This is a genomic window from Streptomyces sp. NPDC017979, assembly GCF_044328175.1.
Taxonomy (GTDB): Bacteria; Actinomycetota; Actinomycetes; order Streptomycetales; family Streptomycetaceae; genus Streptomyces.
This window is the reverse complement of the sequence record NZ_JBIRGU010000008.1, coordinates 57,395-77,073: the sequence shown is the minus strand read 5'-3', so window position 1 is coordinate 77,073 and position 19,679 is coordinate 57,395. Positions and strand designations below refer to the sequence as shown.

The window sequence follows — 19,679 nt, the reverse complement described above, 5'->3', positions numbered from 1 at the left end:
GGCCGACCTCCCGTCGGCGCAACCGCCCGCCCTTCGGCCGACGTCGTCGTGGACGATACGTTGAACTTTTGACTTCTACTGATGTCTGGGGTTGGGGACGCTCATGGGGCGGGCGAAGGAAGCCGCGAAGGACGGGCGCGGGCGCCGTTGGCGCCGGCTCGGGACGTGGGAGTGCGCGACGGCCGCGGCGGGGCTGCTGACGTCGCTGCTGCTGCTCTTCCCCGGCCTGGTGCCGAACGGCGGCCCGCGCCTGGGCAGCCTGCTGGAGACCTTCCTCCCCTGGCTCGGCCTGGCGGTGCTGCCGCTGGTGCCGGTCGCGCTGGTGCGCCGCTCGGCGGTCGCGGTCGGCGCGGCGCTCTTGCCGGTGGCGGCGTGGACGGTCGCGTACGGCGGGACGTTCTTCGCGGACGAGAACGCCGCGTACGACCTCACGGTGCTCCAGCACAACGTCAGCGACGAGAACCGGGACGTGGCGGGGACGGCGCGGGCGCTGGTGCGGGAGCGGGCCGACCTCGTCGCACTCCAGGAGGTCACCGACGACACCCGCGAGGCGTACCGCACGGCGCTGGCCGACGAGTACCCGCACCACGCGGTCGTCGGCACGGTCGGCCTCTGGTCGCGCCATCCGCTCGTGGACGCGCGCCCGGTGGACGTCAAGCCGCAGGGCATCCCCGACGGGTGGAACCGGGGCCTGCGGGCGACGGCGCGCACCCCGCACGGCGAGGTGGCGGTGTACGTCGCCCACCTGCCGTCGGTGCGGGTGTCCGCGACCGGCTTCACCACCGAACGCCGCGACGAGAGCGCCGGGCTGCTGGCGGCGGCGATCCGCGCGGAGGAGGTGGAGCGGCTGGTGCTGCTCGGCGACCTCAACTCCACCACCCGGGACCGCGGACTCGATCCCGTCCACTCCCAACTGAACGCTCCGAAGGACCCGTTCGCCTTCAGTTGGCCGGCATCCCGGCCGCTCGCCCGGATCGACCAGGTGCTGGTGCGCTCGGGGCAGGTCACTCAGGTCTCGACCCTGGAGCGGACCGGGAGCGACCACCTGCCCGTCCGTGCCCGCATCGCCTTCTGAATGGGCCGCTCCACAAGCGCACTTGACGGGTCGTTGACCATGACGTCAGAGGTAATCGCCCAGGTGGCGGAGGCAACGACAGACTGTGGGCACGGCACGGGCGAACGGCCCGCAGCCGGGCGCACGCCCCCGTACCCACCTGCCCAGGAGCGCACCATGCGACGCCGCCTCACCACCTCCCTCCTCGTCCTCGCCACCGCCGCCGCCCTGGTCCCGCTCGGCTCGGGCACGGCCTCGGCGACCGGCCCCGCCGACCCGTGCGCGTCGTACTCCACCCCGGCGCCCGCGGCCCGGGCCGAGCGCGCGCCGCTGCCGCCCGACGCCGCCGCCTTCATGGCCGACTACCAGGCGTGGGGCGAGCAGCCGACGGTGGAGGCGTACATGCAACTCTTCACCCCCGACGGCACGCTGATGGACACCGGTCTGGCGGCGCCGATCGGCGCTGCGGCCATCTGCGCCCAGATGAAGAGCCTCCTCAAGGAGGTGCCGGACTACAAGTTCGAGCCCCTGCCGGGCACGGTGTCGTCGAAGGACGGCCGGGTGGTGTACGTGAAGGCCCGCAACACCGGAACGGTGGCCGTACGAAACCAGTCCGGGGGCACGGAGACGAGGACCCCCTTCAACTACATCACCACCCACCGGCTGGTGCTCGACGGCAGCAACGTGGCGCAGGGGCGGCGCTTCTGGGACCAGACGGAGCTCTTCCGCACGATGGCGCCCACGCTGCCGAAGCTCTTCGCCGGCCTGACCCCGGTGCCGCCGGCCCAGCCCCGCACCGACGACCGGCTCACCGCGTGGAACACCCGGGACTCCGCGGCGCTGGTGGCGGGCGTGGACGACTTGGCGAAGCTCACCGGGCCGGGCCTCGACGCCCCCCTGGTGAACCGACAGGACGCCCGCGCCTATCTGGAGCGCTTCTTCACCCAGGCTCACGCACTGAACCTGACGCCCGGCCACACCGTGCGCCGGGGCGACGTGACCTACCGCGAGTGGGTGGGGCGCGCCGTCGTCGGACCCGAGAACCGGGACATCACGTACGGCATCACCGAGCGCTTCACCCGCGATGCGGCCGGCGCGGTCGAGTGGGACCTGGCGTTCGAGACGCTCGACCTGGTGGCCACCGAGTGCGAGATCCGCGAGTTGCGCGCCCTGCTCTTCCCGCCGTCGGGCCCGACCCAGCCGTGCACGCCGCCGGCCGCCGGTCAGTAGGCGTCGCAGCAGGACGCAGAGCGGCATGACGCGACGCAGCACGACGGGCCGGGACCGCTGGGAAGCGGTCCCGGCCCGCGTGTGTTCACATGCAGGTCGTCGATCCACCGAGGTGTGTCGGCAACCCCGGACGCAGGGGCATGAGTCCGGGCTTACGCGATCCGGTCGGTGTTACGGCAGGCGGATCGACTGGGCGTGGTGGAAGAAGTTCGTCGGGTCCCACGCCTTCTTGGCCTGCTGTAGACGCGGGTAGTTGCCCGCGTAGTACAGGCTCTGCCAACTCGTCGTCGAGGTGTTCCAGGCCCGGTCTCCTAGGTCCTTGTCGGGGTAGTTGATGTAACAGCCGTCGTTGACCGGCCCGGGTACGGGTACGCCGCCGGTCTCCGCGTACATGTCCCGGTACAGCTCCCGTATCCACTGCACGTGACCCGCTTCGGTGGTCGGGTCGGTCCAGTAGGTCTGGAACTGCAGCTTCAGCACGGAGTCGCGCTGCGGCACCGCGGTGTCGGCGGACTTGACGGTGTTGATCTGTCCGCCGTACGAGTCGACCTGCACCAGGGCGTCGCCGTTCTGGTACGCCGTGTTGGAGAGGTGCTTGTACAGCGCCGCGATCTGGAAGTCGGAGAAGCCCTTCTTCGCGTACGACGACTTGTACTTGCCGTACAGGTGGGGGCTGCCGCCGCTGAGGGAGTCGGTGGCGATGTACCAGGGGAGCCGGCGCGGTTCCTGGAACTGCACGAGGGCCTGGTGCTCCCCCATGCGCGTCGTCATCGCCCCCAGCGGGGCGCTGACCCCGGCGAACACGGCCTGGATGTACCGGTCGAACAGACCGCGGGCGTCGGGGACGGTGGCGTCCATCTGGGTGATCAGACCGATCTGCCCGTTGGAGATGTGGTTGAGCTTCAGCAGCCCGAAGAGCGAGCGGTAGGGCGAGTCGGGCGCGCTGTTCTGCTCGTGCCAGGTCCCCCAGTTCCTCACCAGTCGGGTGAAGGAGCCCTGGGTGACCTGGTTCCACTTGATGGACGCCGCGTGCACCAGGACCTCGGAGGGCGGCTTGGGCAGCGCCTGTTCCGGGTTGGTGCCCTGCGCCTTGGGGTCCCGCAGCCAGTAGCGGGTGATCAGCCCGAAGTTCCCGCCGCCGCCTCCGGTGTGGGCCCACAGCAGGTCCCGCTTGCGGGCGCCTTCGGGGGTGTCGGCGGGGGTGTTGCGGGTGACCTTGACCAGGTGGGCGTTTCTGTTCGCGTCGACGCAGACGACCTCGACGCCGTGCAGGTAGTCGACGGTCAGCCCCATCAGCCGGGAGAGCAGGCCGTAGCCACCGCCGGATATGTGACCGCCGGTGCCGACGGAGGCGCAGGAGCCCGCGGGGATGGTGACCCCGTACAGCTTGTAGAGGGTCTCGTACACCTGGAGGTTGGACGCCCCGGCCTCGACGACGAAGGCGCTCTCCTGGGTGTCGTAGTACACCTGGTTCATCGCCGACAGGTCGACGACGACCTGCACGTCCTTGTTGAAGACGAAGTCCTCGTAACAGTGGCCGCCGCTGCGCACGGTCAACCGCTTGTTCGCGGAGGCCGCTTCGCGCACCGCCCGCAGCGCCTGGTCCGGCGTGGTGACCAGCCGCACCTGCTCGGGGCTGGCGACCCAGCGCTGATTGGTCCCGCGCACCAGGTCCGGGTAGCGCGGGTCCTGCGGAGCGACGTCGACCAGATCGGCGAGCGCCGAGGTCGCACCGGCACCGCCGGCACCGCCCGTCCCGGACGCGCCGACCGCTGCCCGCGCGTTCGCGGGCAACGCGGCGGCCACGGCCGCACCACCGGCGACGACGGCGGCACCGGTCAGGACGGAACGACGGCCTAGGGGTCGATCGGAGTTCTTCTTGCTCATGCTCACACTCCTCCAAGGAGTCTGCTGAGACAGGGAGTTGATCGATGATCGATCGCGTTCGAACGCGATTGGACGTGACACTAAGGCATGGGCATATGACTGGCGCAATACCTAGATGACTTGAGATGCCAGATCTATCGCTGAAATCGTGATTGGTTGCAACATATGCAACTACGTCCGATTCCAGGACCGGCCCCACGAACGCCGTCAGGGCAGCCCTCACCTCCGGACGTGACCTCCGTCCGGCTGACGTTCAATCAAGAAGAGGGCGAATTCCCCACCGAGGTTGCCTGCGAGGGCGGGGCCAGGTGTCAGGCGGGGCAGTCAGGGGTCGGCGAGGGCAATGCGGGCGCGTGGCTGGCGGTGGGCTTCGACGTACAGGTGACGTCACAGGCGCACTCTCACCCCAGCAGGCGCAGCACCGCTTCCTCGATCTCGGCTGCATCGGGCGTCGGACCGCCGACCCAGTGCTCGCCCGCCGCGAGGAGCTTCGCGCGCAGTTCCTCGGCCAGCACCCGGCGTTCGCGGTCGACTTCGGCCGCGGCGATGCGACGCCCCCAGCGCACCGTGTCCACCAGGGCGGACTTCATCTCCTCGCAGCCGAGGTAGAAGGCTAGTCCGGCCGCTGCTCCGGCCCGGCAGTCGACCGGGGCCGCCCGTTCCCAACCCGCGATGACCCTGGCGCGGTCCGACGCCGTGTACGCCGTCTTGTGCAGGTGATCGGCGAGATCGTAGACGGGATCCCCCCACAAGGCGAGCTCCCAGTCCAGGACGACCAGACCAGCCCCGTCCGAGAGGATCATGTTCTTCCGGTGGACGTCCCCGTGCAGCAACCGGAAGGGCCGCTGGACGAGCTCTACGTCCGCACGTTCGAGAAGCAGCCCGCACGGGTCGTCAGGCACGCCGAGCGCTCGGTACAGGGCATTCGTCGAAGCGTCCGCCCGATCCCGTAGCCCTCGAGCGAAGCCGAGGACGAGCCGGGCGAATCCCCGGGTGTCCCCGTCTCCCGGCCAATCGGCCGGCGCGGCGCCGAGGGCTGCAGCCGGCACCGCCAGGACCTCCGCGAAGAACTGCTCCACACCGTCGAGGACGAGGTCCGGCAACGGTTTGCGGTCCTGCGCGATCTCGTCGACCCGGCGCCCCTCGATGAACTCGTGGATCTGGAAGACCGGATCGACGCCGGCGTGCACGAGCCGTGGCGCCCGGGTCACGTACGGCCGGATCGCCTCCAGCACGTCGGGCTCCGGCCAGAGGGTGAGGTCCATCGGCTCTGCACCGGGGCCCGGAATCCGCACCAGTACGGGCCCGGAGCCGCTCTCCACCCGTACGTTGCGGTTGTAGAACCCTGACAGCGCGTTCTCGTGCGCGCATGCCTCTTCGTACAGCGCCATGGCGTCCATGTCTATCTCTCTACCCACGGCGCCAGGACCCGAGCAACCCGCTCCGGAGTCAGGGTGGGAGCCTCGCCCCACACCGCCCGAGCCGCGTTCACCTTCCGTGCCAAACGACCGACGAGGAACGCCCGTACGCGTTCGTCCGCCCCCGCGAGTTGCTTCGAGTAGCGGATCGTGTCGACGATCGCCGACTTGACGCGCTCGTGCGCCAAGTACAGGTCCAACTCCGCGTCCGGCCCGGCCGTGCACCTCGCCGGCAGCCGACTGCGCCACTTCTTCAGGACCTCGGCGCGCTGGTGGTCGGGGTAGTCCATCTTGTGGAAGTGGACCGCGATCTCGTAGAGGGGGTCACCCCACAACGCCAACTCCCAGTCCAGAAACCAAGTCGCACCGCCGGAGACGATCATGTTCTTGCGGTGGAGGTCGGCGTGCAGCACGACGAACGGTCGACCGGTCAACGCGTCCCACCGCGGTTCGAGGACGGCGAGCGGCTCGTCCGGGATCCTGAAGGCGGCGAACACCGGACCGTACGCTTCCCGGTGCGCGTCGTGGATCTGCCGGGTGAGTCGGGCCAGCAGCCGGCCGAACCCACCGCTGTCACCTGAGGCCGGCCAGTCGGCCGGCAGCGGCAGTGCCTTCTCCTGCGGGATGCGGGCGAGTTGGTCCATCACGTCCACCACGTCGCCGATCACATGGTCCGGTACCGCGCTCCCCCGCGGGGAGAATCCGTCCAACACCCGGCCCTCGATGAAGTGGTGGACCTGGAAGCGGGGAGTCGGCGACACATGGCGCAGCTCGGGTGCGCGGGAGACGTACGGCCGGATGCACGCGAGCACGTCCTCCTCGTGCCACACCCGCACGTCCATGACGTCCGCGCCGTCGATGGGGATGCGGACGTTCACCTTCCCGTCGGGTGTCGGCACGCCGACGTTCCGGTTGTAATAGCCGGCTGCGACTTCGCCCGAGCGTCGGGCTTCCTCGTACAGCGCCCGCCAGTTCACGCGCCCACCTCCAGGAACGTGGCGAGGACGGAGTCGGTGCGCCGTTGGAGTTCGTCGAGGGTGGTGAGCGGACGCACGACGGGGCGAGCCCGGTCGGCGAGCGTCACCAGCTCGGGATCGTCGATGCCGATCCGCTCGGCGGCCCGATGGATCGCCAGGATCAGCGAGGGATAGACCTGGCAGGCCACGAATTCCCGGGCCGCGTGCACCAGTAGTTCGCGGGTGCCCTGCCGATCGCCCTGCCGCAGCAGGAGGAAGGCCCGGAACATATCGGCCCGAGCCCGGCCCGAGCGGTAACCGGCCCGGTCGAGGGCTGTGTTGGCGTTCAGGAAGGAGGACGAAGCCCGGTCGTACTGCCCCAGGCGGGTCTGTGCCATGGCCATGGCGGTGTACGCCTTGCCGATTTCATGCTGCGCCCCGAAGTCACGCTGCACCTCCAACGCCGTCGATGCGGCCTCCACCGCGGCCTGCGGATCCGTGAAGGCGTACAGCTCGGCCCGGTTCGTCAGCACGTTCGCCAGGCCCACCAGCGCGTTCGACGCCCGGTACTCGGCCTCGGCCTCGGCGAGGAGCTGCCCTGAGCTGTCGAAGTCCATCAGGAAGCGGTGCCCTAGGTGCATGAGTCGCTTGAGATCGCCCCGGATGACCGCTTCGTCGCCGGTGCAGATCCCGTGCACCTCTTCCGCCAGCGAGAACGCTCCGGGGAAGTCGCCCTGCCACATGCGGAGGTCGGCGACGCAGAGGCCGGCGGCGGGGCGTGCCTCGCCTCCGTGCTCCGTCCAGACGCGTTCGAAGATCGTGGCCGCCAGACTGCTCTGACCGGCGATGCGGCGGGCGTTGGCGCCCGCGAGTGCGAGCCTCGCGGACACCAGGTCCCGTACCGGCCGGTCCAGATGCGGAGTGAGTGCAATGGCGCCCGCGGCGTTGCCCATCTCCAGTTTCGACTCGGCGTCGAGGCAGTCCGCGGCGTCGTGGAAGCTTGCCGGCGCCGCCTCGCCCCGTTCCCCGACCGTCTCCGCCAGGTACTGCCTGAGGTCCTTCACAATGCCGTCGACGGCTTGCCGGCCGCTCAGCACGACGGCCCGGTCGGCATGCCGCTGAATCTCCTCCGGAGTGATGTCGGCAGCGAGCAGCCCGTGGTAAACGGCCTCGCGCAGGGGCGAGAGACGGGCCCTGCCCCCACTCGGTCCCGCACCGCCTTCCATCTGATCGGCGAGCCCCTCCCAGTGGGTGCGCAGTACACCGTGCACCTGTCGCTGGACCGCAGGTGACCGGTGTCGTTGCAGGGCTCCGATCATCAACTGGTGCAGCCGGTACCAGTCGTCGGGCAGGGGGTAGGCGAAGGAGTAGGCGGTGAGCGATTCCCAGACAAGTAGGTTCGCGGGCAAGTCGAAGGCGCGTGAGATGGCCTGGAACACCCCGAAGTCGAAGGTCCTGGCCGCGCTCAGCAGTTCCAGGATGCGCACCTCGTCCGGGGCGACGTGCTGGAGGAACCTTTGGACGATCTCCTCGGAGGTGGCGGAGTGCTCCTGCTGTGCCGCGTTCTGCAGATGGGTGTCGACCGCCAGATGCAGGTAGAAGGGCACGCCTTCGCTGGCCTCCGCGATCGAACGCTGTCGGGGGATTTCCGTGATGCCTGCCTGGGCGAGCAGTTCGAGACGGGCGTCCATGGGCAGGCCGTCGATGTCGGTCCGCCTGATCACCGACTCCCATTCGGGGTCGTACGCCGCCCAAGGCAAGGGCTCGCGGCTGGCCAGCACGGTCAACCCGCCGTGCAGTTGGCCGAGCAGGTCGCGCAGCCAGGCGTCGGTGCCGAAGCTGCGACCGCCGGGCAGGGGCGTGGGGACGAGCGCCTCGTAGGCATCGACGTACACGACGTAGGACGCCTCGTCCGTGGAGGCCCGCAGTTCGTCTGCGAAGAGGTAGGAGACCGCGTGGCCCAACTCCGCGTTGCTGAGCCCGTCGAGTTCGTTCAGGGTGGGATCGGACTCGATCCGCTGACGGCGCTGGCGGTTCTTGACCGCGTGACCCGTGAGCCGCACCAGGCCGGCTGCCGTGCCGAAGACCGGGATGCCCATCGCGTCGTCGAGGATCCGCGTCAGGATGTCGCTCTCCTCCGCGAAGGGGGTGTTCCGCCGGTTCAGTTGCAGCTGGGGGTGCACGCGCTGCCAGAGCACGGCGTAGGCGATGTCGAACCGGTCGAACCGCACCCCCTGCGCCCCGAACTCCATCCGGAGCACGGCGAGGGCGTCCTCTTGCTGACGCATGGTCGGCAATTGCAGGTCGAGGCGGGCGGTGCGGCAGCCCTCCGGGCTGCGGTTGCGTAACTCCTGGAGCAGTCGGGACTTCCCGATGCCGCCGACGCCGACGACGTTCAGGATGCGTGGACCGTCGCCGATGGCCCCCAGCTCCTCGTCGTAGGCGGCAAGCGTGCCTTCTCGGTTGAAGAACTGTCGCTGCAGCGCGGACACACGCCGGTACTGCGGCCTGATGGACATACTGACTCCCCCTGTATCGCTGCGCCCAGGCGAGGGCAGGGTATCCACCCTCGGCGCGGGCGGAAAGCGGAATCCGCAGCACGGGACGGGGCGCCGCTTGCGCGCGCCGGCGCGCTGCTTTCGCGCCCCCGGCACAGTCGGAGGTGGTGGCACCAGGTCAAGCAACTCGGCTTTCGACGGACTCCGTTGACAGATCAAGGATACGATTCCGTCCGCCTCGCCCGGGAACCGTACGGCGTCCGGCACGCATCGCTAAGGGCGCGGACCGGCGCACAGGAGCGCGGGTGGGCGGCGCGTCGGAGGGCGGGTCGGGCGGACACGATGCAAAGGGCGGGGATCGTGACGTATGGGAGAGCCCGGTTGGGGTGGGGAACCCTTGCCGTGTGCGGAGTGCTGGTGGCGGGATGCACCGGGGGCGGGGCGGAGGGGAAGGCGGCTGCGGACGGTGTCGTCGTCGCGTCGCCGGATCCGGCCGTGTCGCCGGTGGAGCCGATGGCGGGGGCGGACGCCGCGTTGCAACCCACGTCGCCGGAGCGGGCTCGGGAGCTGGTCGGGAAGTTGATCGCCGGGCCCAAGGACTTCGGCATCGAGGTGAGCAAGGCCGCGCCGTACGAGAGCGATCCGCGCACCTGGTCGGTGCTGGAGGACGGTTGCGTCTGGAACCGCAAGCCGTTGCCGAAGGACGTACTGGCCTCGCTCACCCGGCACTTCGAGGTGCCGCCGACCGGTGGCAAGGGGCGGGTGCGGCTCTCGGCCACGGTCACGGTGCACCGGACGGCCCTGGACGCCGCCTGGGAGCAGTCCCGGATGTTGGAGGAGTCCCTCCACTGTCAGGAACAGGTGCTGCGCAAGGGCGAACGGTTGGTCAAGCTGATACCGCAGCCGTTCAAACGCGGCGAGGGCGCCAACCTGTTCAGCGAGGACTCGCTGAACGAGTCCGGGGAGTGCATCAGTGAGAAGCACGGCGGACCTTTTCCGTACTGGTGGCAGCAGGTGACGTACGGCTCCTTGGTGATCTCGACGTCGGTGTGCGGGGGCCGCGGGTACGACGCGGACTCGTTGATGCCGATCGTCATCGAGGCGCTGCCGGCGATGGAGTCCCGGGCGCGCAAGGAGATGGGGGGCCAGCCCAAGGGGAAGGCCGGTGAGCCCTCCCCGGCCGGGAAGTCCGCCGAAGTCTCCGCCGGGAAGGAGGGCGAGTGATGGATCGGCTGCTTCCTTCCGACCCCTCGCGCCTCGGCGGCTACCGGCTGCTCGGCCGGCTGGGCGCGGGCGGCATGGGCGTGGTCTATCTCGCGCGCGCCGGGAACGGCGATCTGGCCGCGGTGAAGGTGATCCAACCCGAGTACGCCGAGGAGCAGTCGTTCCGGGCCCGCTTCCGGCGCGAGGTGGTCACCGCCCGGCAGGTGCAGAGCCCGTGGGTGGTGCCGGTGTTGGACGCGGACACGGAGGCCGCGTCGCCGTGGCTCGCGACGGCGTTCGTGCCGGGGCCGTCGCTGGCCGAGGCGGTCGTGGAGTGCGGTGCGCTGCCGTCGCGGGCGGTGCGGCTGTTGGGGAAGGTGCTCGCGCGGGCGCTGGCCGCGGTGCACGCGGCGGGTCTGGTGCACCGGGACGTCAAGCCGGGCAACGTGCTGCTGGCGATGGACGGCCCGCGGCTGATCGACTTCGGCATCGCCCGCTCCACGTCGGCCGAGGCGACCGAGTTGACCTCGGCCGGCGTGGTGGTGGGCACGCCGGGGTTCCTCTCCCCCGAGCAGGCGCGGGCCCGCGAGGTGGGGGCGGCGAGCGACGTGTTCTCACTGGCCTGCGTGCTGGTCCACGCCGCCACGGGCCGGCTGCCGTTCGGCGCCGGCGCGGTGGACGCGCTGCTGTACCGCACCGTGCACGACGCGCCCGATCTGACGGGCGTCCAGGACGAGGAGCTACGGGAGCTGCTCGGGCGCTGTTTCGCCAAGGACCCGGCGGACCGGCCCAGCGCGGCCGAGGTGGACGAGGCGCTCACCGAGGACGCGCCGGAGGGCTCCGTCGACTGGCTGCCGGATCCGGTGGTGCTGCTGATCGCCCGGCGCTCGGACGCGATGCTGGCGCTGCCGGGCATCGAGCCGACGCTGGCGTCGGACGGCGACGGGCCGCAGCCCGCGCCGGCGCGGCGCCGGTTCCTCGCGCTGGCCGCCGGGGGTGCGGCGCTGGTGGCGGCGGGCGGCGGGACGGCCCTGTGGTGGGGGCTACGCGACGACGGGAAGAAGCCCGCGGCCGGCCCGACGCGGACCATCGCCGTCCACGCGGACCTCAGCGGCCCGCGGAAGGCCGAGGGCAGCGCGCAGGCGCGGGCCGCCCGGCTGGCGGTGGAGGAGTTCAACGACCGGGCGGACAAGCCGTTCACGCTCCTGCTCGACGTGATGGACGACAAGGGCGAGACGGCCCGTGCCGCAGGCGCGGCACGGACGCTGACGAGCGACCCGAAGGTGCTGGCCGTCATCGGCCCGACCGGGCCCGACTCGCTCACCGGCGCCTTGGAGCTGTACGAGCGGGCCGTGCTGCCGCTGGTCTCGGTGTCCGAGGTCTCGACGATCACCGCCAATGCCGTGCTGCGCGCGTCCCCGAAGTGGTACTTCCAGGCCGCCCCGGTGGGCCCGTACACGTCCTACGGGACGATGGCGGCGATCGCCGCGCTGGGCGCCAAGCGGCCGGCGCTGCTGGTCGACCGCGTGGGCGGCCTCACCCGCTGGGAGCTGACCTACCTGACCACCCAGTCGGCCCGGATGCTCGGCCTCGACCTGCTCGTGCGGGTGGTCCCGGAGCGGGCCCGGCCGGATTCCGTGCTGGCCGACATGCTCGCGCGCAACGTGGACGCCCTCTTCTACACGGGCACGCCGCGGCGGGCCGCCACGGTGGCGCGCACCCTGCGCGAACGCGGTCTCGCCTGGCCCCGCTTCCTCGACCTGCACTCGGCGACGGCGGACTTCATCGATGCCGCGGGCCCCGCGAGCGAGGGCTGGCAGACGGTCACGTCCCACGTCGGACCCGACGCCGCGCCGGTGCGGTCCTTCGCGAGCGCCTACCGCAAGCGCTACGGCGCCGCCCCGACGGCCGGTGCGGCGGAGGCGTACGACGCGACCCGCATGCTGGTCGACCGGATCTCCGCGCTCCGTCCCGACGGCGGCCGCCGGCAGTTGGCCGACGCCCTGACGAAGGTCCAGTTCAAGGGGTTGACGCACACCTTCGCGTTCAACGACAGCCGTCATTTGAAGGCCAAGGAGGTGCACCACCACACGGTCAGGAAGGGTCGGTTCACCTATGTCGGCCCCGTGAACGTGCCCGCCTGACGGCTCGGCACGGACCGTACAAACAGGGAGGGACGGCGAGGGACACCACATGCGCGCACTACGGCCCGAGGACCCCGAGTCGCTCGGCGGGCACCGGCTGCTCGCCCGGCTCGGGTCGGGCGGCATGGGCACGGTCTATCTGGCCCGCGGCGCCGACGGCACGCCCGTCGCCCTGAAGGTGATCCGCGCCGAGCACGCCGCCGACCCGGCGTTCCGGGCCCGGTTCCGCCGCGAGGTGCAGTTGGCGCGCGGGCTCGTCGGGCGGTGGCTGGTCCCGGTGACGGCGGCCGACGCGGAGGCCGCGGCGCCCTGGCTGGCGACCGCGTTCGTGGCCGGCCCCTCGCTCGCCGAAGCGGTCGCGTCGCTCGGTGCGCTGCCGGGGGACGCCGTCGCCGTGCTCGGTGCCCGGCTGGCGCAGGCCCTGACGGAGGTCCACGCGGCGGGCCTGGTGCACCGGGACGTCAAGCCGGGCAACATCCTGCTCGCCCTGGACGGCCCCCGGCTGATCGACTTCGGCATCGCCCAGGGCGCGGGCCTGACGGTGCTCACCGCGCCGGACGCGGTGATCGGCACGCCGGGGTACCTCGCCCCGGAGCAGACGCGGGTCTCGGGGGACGAGGTGGCGGCGCCCAGCGACGTGTTCGCGCTGGGCTGCGTACTGGCGTACGCGACCACCGGGCGGCGGCCGTTCGGGACCGGGGACCCCGGCGCGGTGCTGTACCGCACGGTCCACGAGGAGCCGGACGTCGACGGGCTCGACGCGCTGTTGCCGCCGGAGTTGGCCGGGGTGATCACCGCGTGCCTGGCGAAGCGGCCCGCGGGACGGCCTACCGCGGCCGGACTGCGGGAGGTGTGCGAGGCGTTCGCGGGCTCCGGCGGCGAGGGCTGGCTGCCGCCGGATGCGCTGCGTCTGGTGGCCGACCGGTCGGCCCGGGCCCTGGACCCGCCGCCCCGCTCGCCCCGGCCGCCCGCGGTGACGACGCCGCCCGATGGTGCCGGCGAGCGCCCGCCCACCCGCCGCCGGGCGTTGGCGATCGGCGGTTCGGCGGTGGCGGCCGTCGCTGCTTCCGGGACCGCCGCGGCCGTCCTGCTGACGCGCCGCGACCCCGGCGGATCGGGGGCCGAGGGCCGGGTGCCGACCCGCACGATCGGGCTCCAGGCGGACCTGTCCGGCCCCCTCAAGGACGTCAGCACGGCACAGGAGCGGGGGGCGCGGATCGCGATCGACGCGCACAACGCCCGCAAGGACGTGCCCTTCCGGCTCGCCCTCACGGTCCAGGACGACCGCGGCGCGGCCGGGCCCGCCGAACAGGCCGCCCGGCGTCTGCTGGGCAACCCCGCGGTGTGCGCCGTGATCGGCCCCAACAGTCCTGCCGCCGCGCGCGTCGTCGCGCCCCTGTACGCGGCGGAGTCGATGCCCTTCCTCTTCGTCTCCCTGGACGAGGACGACGCCGGGCCCGGCGCAGGCAGTCTCCGCACCCTGTGCATGGTCCGGGCGTCCAGCTCGCACCGCACCTACCCCGTGCTCTCCTATCTGACCCGGGTGGCCGACAGCAGCCGCACGGCGATCGTCCAGGACGCCGAAGCAGGCTCGGCGTTCCACGGCACCGTTCGGAGCCTGGCCAGCTCTCCGCCCAACCACAACGTCGACGGCACGGTATCGGTGCACGTGATGCCCGCCTCCCGGGACGACTTCTCCGCGGTGGTCCGTACGGCGCTGGCCAGCGAGCCGCAGGCCGTCGTCTTCGCCGGCACCTCGCCGGTCCGTGCGGCGGCCTGCGCCCGTGCACTCGCCGAGGCCGGCTTCAAGGGTGCGCGCGCCGGCTTCGAGCCCACGATGCGCCCGGAGTTCTTGACGGCCGCCGGCGCGGCTGCCGAGGGCTGGGTGTTCGAAGCGCCGTACACGGAGGTCCAGTCGGGCACCACGAAGGGCGCCAGGGCGTTCACCGCCGCCCACCGCGAACGGTACGGCGCGCCCCCGGGCCGCTGGTCCGCCGAGGCCCACGACGCGGTGGGCCTGATCGCCGCCGTCCTCACCGTCTTCGGTTCACGGGCGTCCATCACCCCCGGAGAGGTGGCCGAGGGGGTGTTCCGCTCGTCCTACGAGGGCGTGGCCAAGCCGATCCGCTTCCGGACCGACGGCACCAACCTGCTCCAGGCCGAGCAGTCGGCGTTCCTCTACCGGGTCGACAAGGGGGCGTTCCGCTACCTGGGCCGCTACGACCAGGTGAAGTGAACCACCGGCACGGCCCCGAGCCGCGGACTCAGCCGCGGTGGTCCGCCGGGTTCCACACCCGGCTGCACGTACGGCACTCCAGCATCCCGTTCAGCCGGTCGTCGCTGACGACGGTGCGCGTACGACCGCCGCTGCAGTCGGGGCACCTGCGGCCGTCGCGGTTGACCCAGCGGGGCTTCGGGCGCCACTCCGACAGCAGCCACACCACACCCACGACCACGACGACCAACACCAGCAGCAGGGCCACACCGAGTACGGACACGCATCCCCCTTCGAGCAACGTGAGCGCATCGGGCTCCCGTTCAAGGCATCGTAGCGTCGCCGCTGGTCACCGGGCTCCGGTGCCGTTCGAGCGCCGGGGCCCGGCGTGACGACGCTCCCGCGCCTCCTGACCAGGCTGCGCCCGCTGGTGCTCACCGGCTCTGCCGTCGGCCTCACCAGCACCGGCGCCGCCGCGGCCCGAGCGTTCGCCGGCGTCGTCTACCGGCCCTTCACCGACCCGAGCCCCTTCGCCGGCCACAGCATCGTCTGGCGCCGCGACACCACCCGTCCCGCCGTCGCCGCGCTCGTCGACGTCGTCCGCGAGCTGCGCGATGCGGGAGCGTTCCTCCCGCCCGCGCTCCCCCACGTGCCCGTCTCCGGTGAAGCCGGTCGGATCACCGGCGCGGGCAACTCACGCCCCGCGTATCACCATCGTGCCCGACCGGGTGACCGGCAGGGCCGTCGCGCCGTGGGCGGCCACGGGGGCTCACCGAGCCGCGCCAACGGCACCTCGTCGACGGGGAACGGCGATCCCCGATCCACGGGCGCGGGCCGCCTTCCGCCGCGGCGGACGAGGTGCGGGCGTTCACCGGAAGTAGCCCGTGATCCGCAGGTCCCGGAAGACGAACTCGTTCGCCTGGATCGGCACGAAGCGCGTGGGGTCCGCCGCGTCCTCCTGGCGCCACCGCTTGCCCGAGCACCGCAGGTGCACGGTCTCGTTCATCGAGTCGTTGCGCACCGTCCCGACGCACACCCAGTCGTGGGCGTCGGCGTCGTTGCGGGTGTACGCGGCGAAGTAGGGGCCCCGTCGCTCCAGCCGCAGCCGGGCCGCGAGCACCCGGCCGTCGCCGACGGGCGGCCCGTACTGGTTGGTGTCGTAGAGCGTGCCCAGGTTCCAGTTGATCCGGTAGCCGTCGTCCTCGTCGTGTTCCGCGCCGACGAACGGCGGTGCGCCGTGGGGGTCGTAGAAGGCGTCCTTGTCGCGGAAGGAGCGCGGGACGAAGGGCGTGCCGTCGTCGTTGAACGGCGGATGGTGGGTGCCGGGGTCGGCGTTCACCGCCGCCATCTCGCACATGGTGGCCTGGGCCGCGACGGCCGACTCGACCCGCACCTCGGCGGCGAAGTCACCGCGCAGGCCGTGGAGCACGCCGAAGCCGCCGCCGCTGTAGAACGGCCAGTCGCCGAGGGCGTCCCAGGTGCGTTCCTCCAGTTCGACCAGGCGGCGCTCGATCGGGTCGGCGGGCACCGGCGGCTGGACATCGCCCCGGTAGGGGGTGATGCGGATGTGGATGCCGTCGTCCTGGAAGACGTGGCAGTACGGGTTGGCCTTGGCGTAGCCGAGGGCGAAGCGACGGGTGTCGACGTGGGTGCCGGCGAACGTCTCGTCGAGCCGGCGGGTGCCGGGGCGGAGGGTTTCGCCGGTGTCGAAGGTGGACTCGGTGCCGACGGCCCAGGTGTACGACTGGACGGCGGCGAGCACGTAGTCGTTCCGGGCCGGGGCGGCTCGGGGCAGGACGAGCGCCCCGAGTCGTACGCCGTCCGGGCCCTTGGCCGCGCTCAGGCGTCGGCCGAGTTCGGTGGGGCGCCCGTCGGGGCCCGTCAGGTCGTCGAGGCCGGCGAGGACCAGGTCGAGCGCGCCGTCCTTGAGGGCGGCGTCGAGCCGGTCCGGGGTGGGGCCGGTGCCGGGGCCGTCCGCCGGGGGTCCGGTCAGCGCGGTGCCCGTGTCGGGGTCGAGCCGGCGGGCGTGGCGCAGCAGTTCGGGGTCGGCGGCGGCGATGACGAGGCGTGCGGTGGCGGCGCGGCGGGTGAAGACCTCCAGGGCGGCGGCGACCGCGTCCGGTCCGCCGCTGCTCACCCGCAGCACGTAGGTGAGGTCGTCGGGCAGGGCGTCGACGAGGTCGTCGAGGGCTTCGACGCGCACGGGTGCGTGGCCCGGTGGCCGGTAGCGGAAGTGCGGGGAGTCGCGCAGCGCGAAGGCGGTGCTCAGGTCGAGCGCGCGCAGCCGGGTGAGGGTGAGTTCGCCGACGGTGGCCGTCGAGCCGGCCTGGCGGGGCAGCCCTCGGTCGGAGCCGGGCACCACGCGTCCGTCGGCGGTCACGGCGACGTCGAAGACGAGGACGTCGGCGCCCTGGACGTACGCGGACGTCAGTGCTGTGCGGGTGTGGGGCGGGGCGTGCAGGGCGTTGCCGCCGATTGCGGCGATCCTCATGGCGTCGTCAGCTCCTCTTGCGTGATCGGGCCGGTGGCGCACACCGCGTACCCCTGAGCGGGGAAGGGGGTGTTCTGTGCGAACACCTTGATCGTGTAGGCGCCGGGCGCCGGGGCGGTGATCCGGACGGCTTCGACCGTGTTGGCGCGGTCGAGCGGGAGTCCGGTGAGTTGGGCCACGGCGCTGCGGTCGAAGCCGGGGACCTTGTCGTAGGTGTGCTCCTCGTTGCCGACGTGGATGGTGCCGTCGGGGGTGGTCACCGCGAGGTCGAGGTTGTTCTGCACGGCGCTGCCGGGGCGGTCGGTCCAGGCCAGGACGATGCGCAGGTCGTCGGTGTGCGGGCCGTCCGGCACGGTGAGGCGGTACGTGCGGCTACCGCGCCGGGTGCCGTCCGGGTCGGCGAACGCTTCGAGCGCGTCGGGGTCGGTGTCGGGGAGGTCGGCCCACACGAGCCGGCGGTCCGCCGGTGCGTCGGGGGTGGGCAGCACGATGGTCAGGTCCAGCCGGCCGAAGCCCTGGTCGAAGTCGGGGTAGCCGAGGTCCTGGGGGGTGTGGGGCGGGCGCAGTGAGGGCAGCCGGCGGGTGGCGGCGACGAGGACGGCCTTCATGAGGGCGGCGGACGGCGAGGCGAGTCGGTGCACCTCGCGCAGGTACTGCCGCAGTACGGCGGCGGCGCCGGCGACGACGGGCGCGGCCATGCTGGTGCCGCCGAGGTACATGTAGTGGCCTTCGTGGTCAGGGCAGTCGCGCCAGGCCAGCCGGGGGTCCATCTGGGGACTGCTGCTGCGGGCGGCGAGCACGAAGGTGCCCGGGGCGAGCAGGTGGGGCACGACGCTGCCGTAGTCGCTGGGGCCCCTGCTGCTGATCGCGGCGGGCAGGTCGGGGTCCCCGCACACGTGCTCGCCGCCGGCCGGCGGCAGCGGGAACTGGGGCTGGCGGAAGCGGTCCCAGGTCAGTTCGGCGAGGCCGTCGTTGTTGCGGTCGGTGTCGCACGCGCCGACGGTGAGGGCGTTCTTGGCGGTGGCGGGGGTGCCGCAGGTGTTGAACTCGTGGGTGCCCTTGGGTGCGGCGCCGCTGTTGCCGGCGGCGACGACCACGAGCACGTCGGGGTGTTCGGCGACGAACTTGTCCACGGCGAGGGAGTACTGGTCGTAGGTGCCGGACAGCGGGTTGCCCCAGCTGAGGTTGATGACGCGCGCTCCGGCGTCGACGGCGCGGGTGAGCATCGGGCCGAGGCTCGGGCCGGTGCGCAGCCGGTTGTCCTCGTCGAAGACGCGGAAGGCGGCCAGCCGGGCGCCGGGGGCGACGCCGGTGATCAGGCCGCCGCTCGCGGCGCCGGAGCCGACGATGATGCCGGCCACGTGGGTGCCGTGGCCGCAGACGTCGAACGCGTCGCCGCCGACCAGGGATTCGCTGACGGCGATGCGGTCGACGAGGTCGGGGTGGGTGGCGTCCACGCCGCTGTCGAAGACGGCGACGATCTCGTCCTTCCCGGTCCAGGGCACCGGCGCGGGCGGCGCGGCGGGCTCGGCCCGCGGTCCGATGCGTTCCACGCCGACGAGCCGACGGGCGTGGTCGGCGTAGAGCAGCGGCGGTCGGTAGGGCGTGATCTGTCGGGTCTCGTCCCGGGCGGCGAGCACGGCGAGCAGGTCGCGCCGTCGGTCCCCGGTCAGGTCGGTGCGGAAGCGCAGCATGACGTCGACGGCGGCGAGCACTTCGACGCCGGGGGTGGCTGCCAGGACGGGGCGCAGGGTGGTGAGGTCGAGGGGGTCGTGCACGAGGACGTCGAAGGTGTCGTCGTGGGCCTCCGGTGCGGCGGCGCCCTCGTCGGCGAGGAGGTGCGGGCCGGCGGCGGGTTGGTCCGCTCGCTCAAGCACGTCGCCGAGTGCGGGGGTCACCGTGTCGGCGAGGCCCCAGGGACGTACCGCGATCACCCACGGCAGGCCGGCGACCTGATCGCGCTGTTCGGGGGTGAGGCGGAGGCGGTACGTGCCGGGAGGCTGGAACTGGACGACGCGGGCCCCGATCCCGGCGAGTGCGGCACGGCGGTCCCCGTCCAGCGGGCCGCGCAGGCGCACCAGGTAGGTGTTGTGGTCCGGCTCGCCCGAAGGGACGGTGAGGGGCGCGGTGATCGCCGCGTCGGCCGTGCCCTGCCCGTACGCCTGCGCGGCGCGTTCGGTGAGGTCGGCCACGAACTCAGGGTCGGTCGGGGCCCGGTCGGTGGTGCCGGCCGCGCCGGCGCCGCGCGGGGGCAGCATGCTCTGCGGGCCTTCGGTGCCGGGTGGTGCGTCCGGCACGGCGGGCGCGTTGCGGACGGTCCGTTCGGCCGCAGTGAGGTCGGCGCGGACGTCGACGAGGTAGCCGTCCGCGCGCAGTCGGGCGATCTGCTCCCCGGAGGCTTCGGCGAGGACGACGCCCTGGTAGCGCTGCGTCCGGTCGCCGACGACGGCCTCGATGCGCTCCGCTTCCTCTTGGGTGTCGAAGTAGACGGCGATGCGGTACTGCCGCTCCAGCGCTCCCCCGGGGTCGACGCTGCCGGACATCGTGGTCTCCCGTTCGCAGGTGCTGCCGTGGGTGGGGCGG

Annotated in this window: 12 protein-coding genes; 5 read left to right on the top strand and 7 right to left on the bottom strand. The window is 72.3% G+C overall.

All coding sequences use genetic code 11. The features are described 5' to 3' along the window. Window positions 1-103 precede the first annotated feature (103 nt). Window positions 104-1,075, top strand: coding sequence for an endonuclease/exonuclease/phosphatase family protein (locus ACH4E8_RS21275; RefSeq protein ID WP_398450417.1), 972 nt, complete (start codon window positions 104-106; stop codon window positions 1,073-1,075). A 156-nt stretch (window positions 1,076-1,231) separates the two neighbouring features. Then, a complete protein-coding gene (locus ACH4E8_RS21270) occupies window positions 1,232-2,284 on the top strand; it encodes a nuclear transport factor 2 family protein (protein ID WP_398450415.1) in 1,053 nt (350 codons plus the stop codon). A 171-nt stretch (window positions 2,285-2,455) separates the two neighbouring features. On the opposite strand, the gene ACH4E8_RS21265 is transcribed toward ACH4E8_RS21270, so the two are convergent. The 4 genes from ACH4E8_RS21265 to ACH4E8_RS21250 all read right to left on the bottom strand — a co-directional run bounded on the left by ACH4E8_RS21265 (window position 2,456) and on the right by ACH4E8_RS21250 (window position 9,064). Continuing rightward, entirely contained in the window at window positions 2,456-4,171 is a 1,716-nt protein-coding gene (locus tag ACH4E8_RS21265) for an FAD-dependent oxidoreductase (RefSeq protein ID WP_398450413.1), read from the bottom strand. Between the two features lie 401 nt (window positions 4,172-4,572). Next, the gene (locus ACH4E8_RS21260; RefSeq protein WP_398450411.1) at window positions 4,573-5,571 is read right to left on the bottom strand and encodes a phosphotransferase family protein; all 999 of its coding nucleotides are present in this window, start codon (window positions 5,569-5,571) and stop codon (window positions 4,573-4,575) included. A 2-nt stretch (window positions 5,572-5,573) separates the two neighbouring features. Next, on the bottom strand, window positions 5,574-6,566 hold the full coding sequence (locus ACH4E8_RS21255) for a phosphotransferase family protein (RefSeq protein WP_398450409.1): 993 nt from the start codon (window positions 6,564-6,566) through the stop codon (window positions 5,574-5,576). Then, the gene (locus tag ACH4E8_RS21250; protein WP_398450407.1) at window positions 6,563-9,064 is read right to left on the bottom strand and encodes a hypothetical protein; all 2,502 of its coding nucleotides are present in this window, start codon (window positions 9,062-9,064) and stop codon (window positions 6,563-6,565) included. Before ACH4E8_RS21250 ends, ACH4E8_RS21255 begins: the two co-directional genes overlap by 4 nt. Window positions 9,065-9,460: 396 nt before the next feature. Here ACH4E8_RS21250 and ACH4E8_RS21245 point away from each other — a divergent pair, with 396 nt between their 5' ends. From ACH4E8_RS21245 to ACH4E8_RS21235, 3 genes are read left to right on the top strand one after another with little or no spacing between them, the layout of a single operon-like run. Further along, on the top strand, window positions 9,461-10,267 hold the full coding sequence (locus ACH4E8_RS21245) for a hypothetical protein (protein WP_398450405.1): 807 nt from the start codon (window positions 9,461-9,463) through the stop codon (window positions 10,265-10,267). Beyond that, on the top strand, window positions 10,267-12,390 hold the full coding sequence (locus tag ACH4E8_RS21240; protein ID WP_398450403.1) for a bifunctional serine/threonine-protein kinase/ABC transporter substrate-binding protein: 2,124 nt from the start codon (window positions 10,267-10,269) through the stop codon (window positions 12,388-12,390). Before ACH4E8_RS21245 ends, ACH4E8_RS21240 begins: the two co-directional genes overlap by 1 nt. Window positions 12,391-12,439: 49 nt before the next feature. After that, window positions 12,440-14,626 (top strand): bifunctional serine/threonine-protein kinase/ABC transporter substrate-binding protein, encoded by a 2,187-nt coding sequence (locus ACH4E8_RS21235; RefSeq protein WP_398450401.1) that lies wholly within the window; start codon window positions 12,440-12,442, stop codon window positions 14,624-14,626. Window positions 14,627-14,654: 28 nt separating this feature from the next. Here the strand turns inward: ACH4E8_RS21235 and ACH4E8_RS21230 are convergent, their stop codons facing one another. The 3 genes from ACH4E8_RS21230 to ACH4E8_RS21220 all read right to left on the bottom strand — a co-directional run bounded on the left by ACH4E8_RS21230 (window position 14,655) and on the right by ACH4E8_RS21220 (window position 19,639). Further along, window positions 14,655-14,888 carry a hypothetical protein gene (locus tag ACH4E8_RS21230; RefSeq protein ID WP_398450399.1) on the bottom strand — a complete coding sequence of 78 codons (234 nt, stop codon included), beginning with the start codon at window positions 14,886-14,888 and terminating at the stop codon, window positions 14,655-14,657. A 585-nt stretch (window positions 14,889-15,473) separates the two neighbouring features. Next, entirely contained in the window at window positions 15,474-17,096 is a 1,623-nt protein-coding gene (locus tag ACH4E8_RS21225) for a glycerophosphodiester phosphodiesterase family protein (RefSeq protein ID WP_398450397.1), read from the bottom strand. Continuing rightward, entirely contained in the window at window positions 17,093-19,639 is a 2,547-nt protein-coding gene (locus ACH4E8_RS21220; protein WP_398450395.1) for a S8 family serine peptidase, read from the bottom strand. Before ACH4E8_RS21220 ends, ACH4E8_RS21225 begins: the two co-directional genes overlap by 4 nt. Window positions 19,640-19,679 lie beyond the last annotated feature (40 nt).

Excerpts from the sequence above, each read along its gene's own strand:
- ACH4E8_RS21270 (WP_398450415.1), top strand. The coding sequence starts at position 1,232 with ATGCGACGCCGCCTCACCACCTCCCTCCTCGTCCTCGCCACCGCCGCC.
- ACH4E8_RS21225 (WP_398450397.1), bottom strand. The coding sequence starts at position 17,096 with ATGAGGATCGCCGCAATCGGCGGCAACGCCCTGCACGCCCCGCCCCAC.
- ACH4E8_RS21240 (WP_398450403.1), top strand. The coding sequence starts at position 10,267 with ATGGATCGGCTGCTTCCTTCCGACCCCTCGCGCCTCGGCGGCTACCGG.
- ACH4E8_RS21235 (WP_398450401.1), top strand. The coding sequence starts at position 12,440 with ATGCGCGCACTACGGCCCGAGGACCCCGAGTCGCTCGGCGGGCACCGG.
- ACH4E8_RS21220 (WP_398450395.1), bottom strand. The coding sequence starts at position 19,639 with ATGTCCGGCAGCGTCGACCCCGGGGGAGCGCTGGAGCGGCAGTACCGC.
- ACH4E8_RS21265 (WP_398450413.1), bottom strand. The coding sequence starts at position 4,171 with ATGAGCAAGAAGAACTCCGATCGACCCCTAGGCCGTCGTTCCGTCCTG.
- ACH4E8_RS21275 (WP_398450417.1), top strand. The coding sequence starts at position 104 with ATGGGGCGGGCGAAGGAAGCCGCGAAGGACGGGCGCGGGCGCCGTTGG.
- ACH4E8_RS21260 (WP_398450411.1), bottom strand. The coding sequence starts at position 5,571 with ATGGACGCCATGGCGCTGTACGAAGAGGCATGCGCGCACGAGAACGCG.
- ACH4E8_RS21250 (WP_398450407.1), bottom strand. The coding sequence starts at position 9,064 with ATGTCCATCAGGCCGCAGTACCGGCGTGTGTCCGCGCTGCAGCGACAG.